This window comes from Pseudochelatococcus sp. B33 (assembly GCF_053570585.1).
This window is the reverse complement of record NZ_JBSEFH010000027.1, coordinates 31,469-43,275: the sequence shown is the minus strand read 5'-3', so window position 1 is coordinate 43,275 and position 11,807 is coordinate 31,469. Positions and strand designations below refer to the sequence as shown.

Annotated in this window: 8 protein-coding genes; 4 read left to right on the top strand and 4 right to left on the bottom strand. The window is 70.2% G+C overall.

The genetic code is table 11. The features are described from left to right. Nucleotides 1-92 precede the first annotated feature (92 nt). A complete protein-coding gene (locus tag ACUSIJ_RS24135) occupies nt 93-977 on the top strand; it encodes a LysR family transcriptional regulator (protein ID WP_449310980.1) in 885 nt (294 codons plus the stop codon). Here ACUSIJ_RS24135 and ACUSIJ_RS24130 read toward each other — a convergent pair. The 4 genes from ACUSIJ_RS24130 to ACUSIJ_RS24115 all read right to left on the bottom strand — a co-directional run bounded on the left by ACUSIJ_RS24130 (nt 972) and on the right by ACUSIJ_RS24115 (nt 7,386). After that, nucleotides 972-2,771 (bottom strand): PTS fructose transporter subunit IIC, encoded by a 1,800-nt coding sequence (locus ACUSIJ_RS24130; protein WP_449310979.1) that lies wholly within the window; start codon nt 2,769-2,771, stop codon nt 972-974. The two genes, ACUSIJ_RS24135 and ACUSIJ_RS24130, sit on opposite strands and share 6 nt — an antisense overlap. Further along, complete coding sequence (gene pfkB / locus ACUSIJ_RS24125; protein WP_449310978.1) at nt 2,768-3,736, bottom strand: 1-phosphofructokinase; 969 nt, start codon at nt 3,734-3,736, stop codon at nt 2,768-2,770. The genes ACUSIJ_RS24130 and pfkB overlap by 4 nt, the downstream gene beginning before the upstream one ends. Next, nucleotides 3,736-6,312, bottom strand: a complete 2,577-nt coding sequence (ptsP, locus tag ACUSIJ_RS24120; RefSeq protein WP_449310977.1) for a phosphoenolpyruvate--protein phosphotransferase — start codon at nt 6,310-6,312, stop codon at nt 3,736-3,738. The genes pfkB and ptsP overlap by 1 nt, the downstream gene beginning before the upstream one ends. Before the next feature lie 108 nt (nt 6,313-6,420). Next, nucleotides 6,421-7,386: a cupin domain-containing protein gene (locus ACUSIJ_RS24115; RefSeq protein WP_449310976.1), complete on the bottom strand. Its 966-nt coding sequence runs from the start codon at nt 7,384-7,386 to the stop codon at nt 6,421-6,423. Nucleotides 7,387-7,563: 177 nt separating this feature from the next. On the opposite strand from ACUSIJ_RS24115, the gene ACUSIJ_RS24110 reads away from it, so the two are divergent. From ACUSIJ_RS24110 to ACUSIJ_RS24100, 3 genes are all read left to right on the top strand, one after another. Next, nucleotides 7,564-8,769: an MFS transporter gene (locus tag ACUSIJ_RS24110; RefSeq protein WP_449310975.1), complete on the top strand. Its 1,206-nt coding sequence runs from the start codon at nt 7,564-7,566 to the stop codon at nt 8,767-8,769. A 241-nt stretch (nt 8,770-9,010) separates the two neighbouring features. Then, nucleotides 9,011-9,976, top strand: a complete 966-nt coding sequence (locus ACUSIJ_RS24105; protein ID WP_449310974.1) for a polysaccharide pyruvyl transferase family protein — start codon at nt 9,011-9,013, stop codon at nt 9,974-9,976. A 116-nt stretch (nt 9,977-10,092) separates the two neighbouring features. Further along, nucleotides 10,093-11,790, top strand: a complete 1,698-nt coding sequence (locus ACUSIJ_RS24100; protein ID WP_449310973.1) for a glycosyltransferase — start codon at nt 10,093-10,095, stop codon at nt 11,788-11,790. Nucleotides 11,791-11,807: the final 17 nt, after the last annotated feature.

Here is an 11,807-nt window from a genome sequence, read left to right as displayed (position 1 = left end):
CCGGGTACACCATCCGGCCGCGCCGGCAATGCGGATCATCCGCAGCATGGCTTCGGCTGGCCCGAAGGCTCGTTATCCGATATCGTCGCGGCATGCGCTTCGACCTGACCGACCTTCGCCTGTTTCTCGCCGTCGTCGATGCGGGCAGCATCACGCACGGCGCGGCGGAGGCGGGCCTGTCGCTGCCGGCGGCGAGCGAGCGCCTGCGCGACATGGAGGCCGACGGCGGGGTCGCCCTGCTGGAGCGCGGGCGGCGCGGGGTCACGCTGACCGAGGCCGGGGAGGCGCTCGCCCATCACGCACGCCTCATCCTGCACCAGATGGCGCAGATGCGCGGAGAGCTCGGCGAACATGCGAAAGGCCTTCGCGCGACCATCCGCATTCTCGCCAACACGGCCGCCATCGCCGAGTTCCTGCCTGAGCGGCTCGCGCCATGGATGGCGGCGCACCCGCGGGTCGACGTCGAGCTCAGGGAGCGGCAAAGCACCGAGATTGCCAGAAGCGTCGCCGCGGGGTTCGTCGAGATCGGCATCCTGTCGCATGCGGTCGATACGGGCGGCCTGCAGCTGCTGCCCTTCGCGGTCGACCGTCTGACCGTGGTGACGGCGCGTGACCATATCCTGGCGGCCAGGAAGCAGGTCCGTTTCGCCGATCTCGCGGACCAGTATTTCATCGGCCTGGCGGCGGGCGCCCTGCAGGCACACATCGACGCCCACGCGGCGGCGATCGGCATGCGGCTGAGGCTGCGTGTGAAGGTGCGCACCTTCGACGGCATCTGCCGGATGGCGGGCGAGGGCGCGGGCATCGGCATCGTGCCCGAGGCGGCGGCGCGCCGCTGCCGGCGGTCCGCGCGGCTTGCCGTCATCCGCCTCGCCGACGCGTGGGCGACGCGGCGGCTGTCCATCTGCATCCGCGGCGACGCGGACTTGACCCCGCCCGCGCGCAGCCTCGTGGCGCATCTGCGCTCGGACTCATGAGCCCGCGGCGTATTTCTCACCGGACAGCTCGGCGGGCGGCGGCCCCGTCGATGCTTCTGTCCCGCTCGCGGCCACCGGCCGCTTGAGCAGGCCGAGGATGAGCGCGCTCGCGACCGTGCCCGCGACAAGGGCGAGGGCGTAGATCGCCAGATGCGTGACCGCCCCCGGAATGGGCAGCACGAAGACGCCGCCGTGCGGCACTCTGAGCTCGACGCCCGCAGCCATCGAGATCGCGCCCGCGAGCGCCGATCCCACCATCAGCGCCGGGATGACCCGGAAGGGGTCGCGCGCTGCGAAGGGGATCGCGCCTTCCGTCACGAAGGCGAGGCCGAGCACCGCCGCGGCGGGCGCGGCCTCGCGCTCGTCCGGCGTGAAGCGGTTGCGGAACAGGCGCGTCGCCAGCGCGATGGCGAGCGGCGGCGTCATGCCCGCCGCCATGGCGGCCGCCATCGGCGTGTAGATGTGGCTGGCGATGAGCGCGGTCGAGAACGCATAGCTCGCCTTGTTCACCGGCCCGCCCATGTCGAAGGCCATCATCGCGCCGATCAGAAGGCCGAGGAACACGGCGCTCGATCCCTGCATGCTGCGCAGCCAGTCCGTGAGGAAGGTCAGGATCGCCGCCACCGGCGCGCCCACGGCGTAGATCATCAGCAGGCCGGTCAGCAGCGTGCCGAGCAGCGGCAGGATCAGGACCGGCTTCAGCCCCTGCAGGTTCTTCGGCAGTTGTATCAGCCGGTTGAGCCAGTACACGCCATAGCCGGCGATGAAGCCGGCGACGATGCCGCCGAGGAAGCCCGCGTCGAGACCGGCGGCGAGCATGCCGCCGATCATGCCGGGCGCGATGCCCGGCCGGTCGGCGATGGAATAGGCGATGTAGCCCGCGAGCGCCGGCACGATGAGGGCGAAGCCCCCCTTGGCGCCGATCTCGAACAGGGCGTGTGCCAGCGTGCCGGCATTCGCGTCGCTGCCCGCATCGATGCCGCCCAGCGCGAAGGCAAGCGCGATGAGCAGGCCGCCCGCCACCACGAAGGGCAGCATGAAGGAGACGCCGGTCATCAGATGCTTGTAGGGGCCGGCCTTCTCGGTGCCGCCGGCGGGGGCGGCCTCGGTGCGGGCCGCGTCCTCGCCGCCCTGCACCTTCGCTTCGGCGAAAGCCTGCTCGATCAGCCGCGCGCCGCCGGTGATGGCGGGCTTGGTACCGGTCGCGAACACGCGCTTGCCGTTGAAGCGGGCGCGATCCACCTCGCGGTCGGCGGCGATCAGTACCAGGTCGGCGGCGGCGATCTCCTGCGGCGTGAGCGCGTTTTCGGCCCCGACCGAGCCCTGCGTCTCGACGCGGATGGCGTAGCCGAGCTGCCGCGCGCCCGCCTGGAGCCCCTCTGCCGCCATGAAGGTGTGCGCGATGCCGGTGGGGCAGGAGGTCACCGCGACGATGCGCGGCCCGTCGCCGCCTCGCTGCGCCCCCTCCGGCTGCTCTCCCTCCGGCTGCTCTCCCTCCGGCGCGGTCCCGGCGAGGGCGGCCGCCGGATCGGCCAGCACCGATTCCAGCGTCAGGCGCTTGTGGGGCCGCGCGCCGAAACCGGAGTCCGGGGCGTCGAGAGGGCCGACGAACAGCAGCGTGTCTCCCTCCTGCGGGGTGTAGGCGGGCAGCGGATTCGTCACGCCCTGTCCGGTGCGCACCTCGATGTCGATCGGCCGGCCGCCGGCACGGGCGGCCTTGCGCAGCGCCTCGCCGGCCAGAACCCCGGCAACGCCGGCCTCGCCCGCATCGATCACGGCCAGTATCCTGCTCATTTCCTGCGTTCCCCATGAGCCGCGTCCGCGATGTCCGCCGAGACGAGATCGACCGTTTCCGCCAGCGCGCGGACCGTCTCGGGGTCGGGCAGGTTGGGGCCGACCTTGCCGAGCTTCCCCACCGCGAACGCCGTCGCCAGACGGGCAGTGCGCGCGAGGTCCGCGCCCTCGATGGTGGCGGCCACGATCCCGGCGACCATGGCGTCGCCGGCGCCCACCGTGCTGGCGAGGTTGTCCACGGTGCGCCGGGCGATGAGCGCGCCCTCGTCCGACAGGAACAGGGCGCCCTGCGGGCCCATCGACACCACCACCAGCGAAACGCCGCGCGCATGGAGACCGGCCGCGGCCCGCACGACGTCGCCGATGTCGGCGAGCGGCGTGCCGGCCCAGTCGGCCAGCTCATGCCGGTTCGGCTTGATGCAGTGCGGCAGGACAGCGCCTTCGAGCGCCTTCGCCAGCGGCGGGCCGCTGGTGTCGAGAAACACGCGCGCGCCCTTCGCCGTGAGCCGGGCGACGATCCCGGCATAGGTATCGGCCGGGCATCCGGGAGGCAGGCTGCCCGCCAGCACGACGAGCGTGCCCGCCCCGGCGAGCGCCTCCACCTCCGCCGCGACTGCCTCGATCCGCTCGGAGGTGGCCGGCGGTCCGTCGAAGTTGATGTCGGTGGTGTTCTCGTCGTCCACGATCTTGAAGTTGATCCGGGTTGCACCCGGAACGCGCCGGAAGCGGTCCTCGACGCCCTTGATGCGGAACAGTGTCTCGAACGGCACGGCGTTGTCGGCGCCGAGCAGGCCGAACGCCGCGACCGGCACCCCCCAATCGGCGAGGCAGCTCGCGACGTTGACGCCCTTGCCGCCCACGTCCTGCCGGACCGAACGGGGACGGTGGACCTCGCCGGGCACCAGCCGGTCGAGCGTGACGGTCTGGTCGATGGCCGGATTGAAGGTAACCGTGATGACGCCCATCAGTCTTCTCCCCTGTCGAGCCTGCGCACGTCGGCGGGCGTTTCCGCCTCCAGCGCGCTTGCGGCCAGCGCCTGCAGATCCTCGAGCTTCGCGCCGCGGATCCGGGCCTTGACCGCCGGAATGTCGCGCGGCGTCATCGACAGCTCGCTGACGCCGAGCCCGATGAGCAGCATGGCCCCGAACGGGTCGCCCGCGATGCCGCCGCACACGCCCACCCAGCGCTCGTGCCGGCGCGCGCCCGCCACCGTCATGGCGATGAGGCGCAGCACGGCGGGATGCAGGCTGTCCGCCGCGCTCGCGAGTTCCGGATTCTGGCGGTCGATGGCCAACGCATACTGGGTGAGATCGTTCGTGCCGATGGAAAAGAAATCCGCATGCGCCGCCAGCACGTGTGCCTCGATGGCGGCGGCGGGCACCTCGATCATGATGCCGATCGGCACCTCGGGCGCGTTGAGTTCCGCGCGGACGAAACCGCATAGCTCGCGCAACGCGACGAGTTCGTGGAGGGACGTCACCATCGGGAACATGATCGACAGGTCGCCGCCGTCCCTGGCAGGACGGTCCCTGGCCGCCCTGTAGAGCGCGCGCAGCTGCGGGTCGAGCAGGTCCGGCCGGCGCAGCAGCAGCCGCGCGCCACGCACGCCGAGGAAGGGGTTCTCCTCCCGTGGCAGGTCGAGGTGCGGCACCTGCTTGTCGCCGCCGATGTCGAGCGCGCGCACGATGAGCGGGCGCCCGCCGAGCGCCGCGATCATGCCGCGATAGGTCTCGTACTGTTCGTCCTCGGTCGGGCTGTCGCCGCGCTCCAGGAACAGGAACTCGGTGCGCATCAGGCCGACGCCCTCGGCGCCCTGCGACAGGGCGAGCGGCACCTGATCCGGCCGGTTGACGTTCGCGCCGATGGCGATGGTGTGGCCGTCGAGCGTGCGCGCCGGCTTGCCGCGCTCCGCTGCCTCGGCGGCGCGCTTGTCGGCGAGGGTCGCGATCCACGCGCGGGCCGAGGCGAGGTCCTCGGCCGAGGGGTCGAGCCAGACGCGGCCGTTGTCGCCGTCGACGATCGCGGTGGCGTCCGCCGCGAGCCGCAGCAGCTCAGCCCCGCCCGCGACCACGAGCGGCACGCCGAGGGTGCGGGCCAGAATGGCGCTGTGCGACGTCGGGCCGCCGAGCGCGGTCGCGATCCCGGCGACCCGCGACGTGTCGAGCGCCGCCGTGTCGGAGGGCGACAGGTCCGGCGCGACGAGAATGCAGGGTTCGTCCGGCAGGTCCGCCGGCGAGCCGTCGCCGAGCGCCGGGTCGATCTGCCCCAGTACGCGCCGGCCGACGTCGTGCAGGTCGGCCGCACGGGCGGCGAGCACCGGATTCTCCAGCGCCGACAACTGCCCCGCGATCCGGTTCACGGCCTCGTTCCACGACCACGCGACGCCGTGTCCCTCCACCATGAGCTGGCAGGTGAGGGTAATGAGGTCGGTGTCGTCGAGGAGGGCCGTCTGGGCTTCGAAGATTTTCGCATCGGCCGGCCCCAGCCGGCGCGTCGTGTCGTCGATCAGCGCCTTCATCCGGGCGCGGGTGCGCACCAGCGCCTCGTTCAGCAGCGCGCCGCCCTCGATGAGGCCGACCGGCCGGTCGGGCACCTCGCGCTCGGCCGCGGCGAGCAGATGCACCCGGCCGATGGCGAGGCCGGGGCTCGCCGCCACGCCCGCCACCGCGGCCGGATTGCCGGCGGGCTTCCAGCCGCGCAGCGGCGCGCGCACCTTTTCGGCGGCCCGCGCCGCCTCGGCCTTCTCGCGTGCCGACAGGCCGGTGACGACGGTGCGAAACCGGGCCAGCGCCTCGGCCGCGCCTGTGCCGGAGGCGGAGATCACGATGGTGTCGCCCGCCCTGAGCCCAAGCTGCAGCAGCGACACCAGGCTGCGCGGATCGGCCGTTTCCCCGCCGTGGCGCACGCGCATGGGCACGCCCGAGGCCTTCGCCGCCTCCACCCAGGCGGCGGCGGGGCGCGCATGCAGGCCGGGCGGGTAATCGACCGTCCATTCGGTCCGCTGCTCCAGGTCCTCGGCCGTATCCCCGGCCATCTGGCCGGCGGCGGGCGTTTCGGCCTCGCCGTCGCCCCGCAGCGCGGCGGCGATGGCTTCGGGGTCGGTCGTGGTGAAGAGCGCCCTGAGCCGCGCCTCGTCCTGAAGCAGGCGCGTCAGGCGGCGCAGGATGGCGATGTGGCTGTCGGAAGTTGCGGCGATGCCGACGACGAGATGGGCGGTCTGGCCGGGGTTCCATTCGATCCCTTCCGGGATCTGCAGCACCGCGATTCCGTCGCGGCGCACGAGGCCCCGGTCCTCGCCGAGCCCGTGCGGAATGGCGACGCCGGCGCCCAGATATGTATTCGCGACGGCTTCCCGCCGCACCATGCTCTCCTCGTAGCCCGGCGCGGCGCGGCCCGCTGCGACGAGAAGCTGCCCGACTTGCCGGATGGCGTCTTCCTTGCCGGCGGCATGCGCCTGTGTGCGGATCAGATCCCCGGCATCGCGCTGCGCCGGGTTCTCGGGCGTTTTCGTCGCGTGGACCTTCGCGATCTGGTCGACCATTGGGCTGCCTCCCTTCCGGCATGATACGGGCTTATCGGTGTTCACGTAATAGGTTCTCACCGCTTTCTTTTGATCGGCCGCAAAGCGCGCCGGCCGTGAGCATCGGCCTCAGCCGGGCGCGCCGGCGCGGCGCAACTGCCCCGGCGACGTCCCGGTGGCGCGCTTGTAGGCCCGGCTGAACGCGGCGCGCGAGCCGTAGCCGAGACGCGGCGCGACCTGATCGATGGACAGCCCCTCGCAGCCGATCCACCGGGCGGCAAGGCGCATCCGCAGCGAGAGCAGATAGCGCGACGGCGTGGTCCCCGTGACCGCGACGAACCGCTCCGCGAACACCGAACGCGAGCTGCCCATCTCCGCGGCCATTTCCGCGATGGTCCAGTCGCGGCCGGGGTCGCGGTGCAACGCCGCGATGACGCGCCCGAGACGCGGGTCCCGCATCGCCTCGACCCAGCCGGTCGCATCCCCGCAGCCGGACTCGACCCATCCGCGCACGATGCTCGCGGCGACGACGTCCGCGAGCCGGGCGAGAATGCCCGCCGCGCCGGCGCGCGCGGTCGCCATCTCGCGCTCCATGGCCGCGAGCAGCGGCGCGAGTTCCGGCTGCCGACCCAGCAGGGCGCGGACCGACATCACCTGCGGCATGAGGCCCACCAGCGGGTGCAGCGTATCGAGCTCGAATTGCAGCCGGCCGGAGAAGATCAGGGCTTCGCCGCTGTCACGGGCGTCTTGCGTGACGGCGTCGACCATGCACACCTGGGAGCACAGCGGAACGGTCTTGTAACTATCGAACGCGCGGATCGCGACGCCATGCGCCGAAACGAGCGCGTGCCCGTCGCCCCGCGGCAGCAGGACGGCGTCGCCGCAGCGCAGCGGCGTCATGCCGTTGGCCGTCATGCCATTGGCTGTCATCTCGCCGCCCGCCGGACGCAGGTAGAGTTCCCCGGCCGAGACGAAATGGAAATAGGCGTTCGGCGCGGGGCCGAAGCCGATGCCGAACGGTGGCGCCAGACGCAGCTTGCTGTAGCTGGCACCCCGAAGGCGCATGCCCGACAACAACTCGCTCACAAGATCCATGGCTCGGGGCTCCGTCGCGACTTCAGGAGTATCGATCATATAACCCGGCAAAAATGACATGGATCGTCCGGCATGGCTACCCATATCGCCAGGGTCCAGTTCTCCGGACCGCAGTCCGGAGTTCTCCCACTTTGCGCGCTTTCCGGCCGGAAAGCGCGCCAGCGAAAGGACCCGGATATGGGTAATGCGACAACAACGAGCAATGCGGAGGCGTCCGAACCCGCGCCGGCGTGGGCGGCCGTGGCCTCGATGGGCATGGGCGTCTTCGGCCTCGTCGGAGCGGAGTTTCTGCCCGCGAGCATGCTGACGCCGATGGCGCGCGATCTCGGCATCACCGAGGGCATGGCGGGGCAGGCGGTGACGGCAACCGCGGTGACGGGTGTCGTCAGCAGCCTGCTGATCGCGGTGCTGACGCGCAGAAGCGACCGGCGCAACGTGCTGCTGGTCTTCTCGCTGCTGCTCATCCTGTCGAATCTGCTGGTCGCCGTGGCGCCGAGCCTGCCGCTCCTGCTCGCCGGGCGCGTCCTGCTCGGCATGGCGCTGGGCGGCTTCTGGGCCTTGTCGACGGCAACCGTGATGCGGCTCGTTCCGGAGCAGTCCGTGCCCCGCGCCCTGTCCATCGTGGTGTCGGGCGTTTCCGCCGCGACGATCTTCGCCGCGCCCGTCGGCAGCTATCTGGGCGATCTCTGGGGGTGGCGCTGGGTGTTCCTGGCGGCGGCGGGCCTTGGCCTCATCACGCTGATCTTCCAGTTCGTCAGCCTGCCGCGCATGCCCCCGCAGAGCCTGCCGCGATTCGGCACGCTGGCCGAGCTGCTGTCGCGCCGCCACGTCGCCATCGCCCTCGTCGCCGCCCTGCTCGTGTTCTCCGGCCACATGGCGATGTTCACCTATATCAGGCCCTTCCTCGAGTCGGTGACGAATGTGGAGGTGACGGTCATCTCGATGATGCTCCTAGCATTCGGGATCGCCACCTTTCTCGGCAACTATCTCGGCGGCTGGCTGCTGCAGCGCTCCCTGCGGCTGACGCTTGCCGTGGTGCCGCTCTTCATCGGGTCCCTGGCCTTCGTGCTGGGGCAGTACGGCGGCCACGTCGCGGCGGACGCGGTCGTCGTCGCGCTGTGGGGCCTCGCCTTCGGCACCATCCCGGTGGCATGGTCGACATGGATCGCGCGCGCGGTGCCGGACGAGGCGGAAACCGCCGGCGGCCTGCTCGTCGCCGCGATCAATCTGGCGATCACCACCGGTGCCGCGGCCGGCGGCCTGATCGTCGACACGACGGGCGTGAGCACCGTGTTCCTGATGAGCGGCGTCGTCCTCTGCCTCGCCTCGATGACGGTCATGGCCGGCGTCCGGACGCGGTTCGTCGTGGCGCAGGCGGCGTAAATTCCCCGCTCCCGCATCGAGCCGGCAGGCGCGGCGGTATCGCGCCTGCCGGTTTCCACTCCGTCCGATCAATCCACAAGCGGAGTCCGCGCAAGCTGGCATCTCGACCGTCGATACACTAATATCCGCCCCGGGCTGATCAATCGAGCAGGTTGACGTCTGGAACGTTTTTCCGCGTATCGGTCGGATATCCGTCCTATCGCGGGAGTGGCAGCGGACCAACGACAGGAGATCGTCCGGCTTGAAAACCCTTTTCCTTGGTTCCTACGGTTTCGGCAATCTCGGCGACGAGCTGTGCTTGCTGGATGCCATCAACAAATTCCCCTCGGACGAGGTTCATGTGCTGAGCTCCCGCTCCGCTTTCACTGGGCGATTTGTCGAGGCGGCGAGTTTCATCGGGAATTACAATCAGGCCAGATTGTTGCGGCCCGAGAGAATCGTGCTGGGCGGCGGCGGGGTTGGCACCCTGTCGATGCTGCCGAAGTTCATGACCTTCATGAACGACGCGCTTGCGTGGGGTGCGCAATGTCACATCTACAACATCGGCGTCGCCAATCTGAACACGTCGTGGATAACGCCGGAGATCCGGCGGGCCGCGCAGGCGCTCGCGTCGTTCTCCGTCCGGGACTTCACGTCGCAGCGCATCGTCAACCGGTGGAAGCTCGATTTGCCGGTGGAGGTCACGCTGACGCGCTACCCGGAGCGCTTTCATCCCATGGACGACAGCGTCGATTTCGGATTGCCGGCGGGTCCCAAGCTCGGCATCTCGCTGACCAACCAGGCCACCATGGCCCGCGCCGCCGATGAGAACGCCCCGCTGATACGGGATTTCCTCAAGCCTTACGAGGACTATGCCCTCGTGCCGGTGGTGAGTACGATCCACCAGTACGAGAAGGCCGAGGACGACGCGGCGGCGTTCTCCTCCTTCGTCAGCCGCCTGGGCCTGCGCCAGAAGGTGGTGCTGCCGCAGACGCTCGATCCGTCCTGGTGGCTCGAGGAGATGTCGCCCGGGCGCCTGAAGGCGCTGATCGCCGAGCTAGACGTGCTGGTGTCACAGCGCAAGCACAACTGCGTTCACGCCTTCGGCGCGGGCACGGTGGCGATAGGGCTCTATCCCGGACAGGACGACAGCCTGCCCCGCCTCTTCAATACCGTCTCGCAGGAGACGCCGACGGGATCGCGTCTCTTTCCGCTGACAATGCTTTGACGTACCCTCGTCTCCTATTCGAATCGGATGACAGGTATCGGGCGCGTTCTTCCCCGTATTCGCGGAAGAAGGACAAATCGACCGTCTGTCGATGCCGGATGAAAAGATGAGGTGCAATGACGCGTTCAAGTAGCATCGGCCTGGCGCTGAGCCGTCAGGTGTCACGGGCGAGGACGGCTCCGCACGCCCGCTATCTGGCCTTTCTGGAGCCTTTCGAGGAACTGGCGGAGGCGGACGAGGTGCCGCTGCTCGCGGTCATGGCGGCCATATGGATGCTGCGGCCGGATCTGCAGAAGCTATGGCCGCTGCAGACCCGGGAGCAGCGGTTCGGCTTTCTGGGATGGTGCCTGTCGAGCGGCCTGCGCGAATACGCGGTACTGCGCGAGGCGATGCAGCGGCCGCAGATTCGTGCGCTCTATCTGGCGCCCACCGAACTGGAGGCGCAGTACCCGGGCGGCAATATCCCCTTGCCCTATGCCGCGCTCGCGGTGCGCGCCTTCAGCGCGGATCTGGCGCGGGCGACGCCGCTCGACAGGAGCGAAGGCCGGCAGCAACTGCTCGCATGGTATTTCAAGCATATCTTCAACGGCTTGTCCCCGTTCTTCCCGCATCCGCGCTGGCTTGTCGATCTCGTGGAGCGCGTCTGCCCCGCGGGCGTCAACGTGCCGGAGGCGCCGGAGCTCCCGGTCCAGCCGGACGGGGCTTCCCCGGCCTATCCTTCCTGGGCCTATTTCGGCGTCAACGTCGTCGGTCACCTGTTCGGGCAGCTCGGCATCGGCGAGGATGCGCGATGCGCCTCGCGCGCCCTGGCCGATGCCCGGGTCGATCATTGCGTCATCGACTTCCCGGCGGGTCCCAATGTCGAGACCATGCCGCACGCCTATCCCGCCGATGCCGTCGACAGCCCCGTCTATCCGCTCAACCTGCTCGTCATGACGGGCATGGAGACGTTGCGGCTGTTCTGCGAGCGCGGCACGCAGCTCTTCCACGGCCGCTACACCATCGGCCTGTGGCCGTGGGAATTGCCGCGCTGGCCGCGGGAGCTCGAATTCTGCTTCTCGCTCGTCGACGAGGTGTGGGCGATCAGCGCCCATGTGCGCGGCGCCTACGAACTGGCCTCGCCCGTGCCCGTCGTGCACATGCCCTCGGCGGTGACGGCGGAGCCCGTCGAGGCCAGCCGCAAGCGTTTCGGCCTGCCGGACGGCAAGTTCGTGTTCCTGACCTACTTCGACGCGCTGTCGTCGTTCCATCGCAAGAATCCGATGGCGGCGATCGAGGCGTTCCGGGACGCCTTTCCCGGTGACGATTCGGTGCGTCTCGTCGTGAAGGTCATGCGCGGCGCGGCGGACGGGGCGCGGATGGACGAACTCAACGCGGCGGCGAAGGCCGACTCTCGCCTGATCGTCGTCGACGCCGTGCTGAAAAGGCACGACCTGCTGCAACTGCTGGCGTCGTCCGACTGCCTCGTGTCCCTTCACCGGGCCGAGGGTTTCGGACGGTCGCTGGCCGAGGCAGTGCTGCTGGGGCGCAAGGTGGTCGCGACCTACTGGTCGGGCAACGTCGATTTCGCGCTCGCGGGCAATCAGCTGCTGGTCGAGGCCGACATGGTCGACGTGCCGGCGGGACACTATCCGTGGGCGGACGGCCAGTATTGGGCCGAGCCGCGCCACAGCGCCGCCGTGGAGGCGCTCCGGGCGGCGCGATACGAGCCGCAGGAGGCGTCCGGCGAGGCGGAGGCGTTCCGGCCTGTCAACGTCGGAACGCGCTATGCGCAGCGCCTCGACGCCATCTATCGGCGCATCGCCGGCCGCTGAAAGGGGGCCGACGCGTG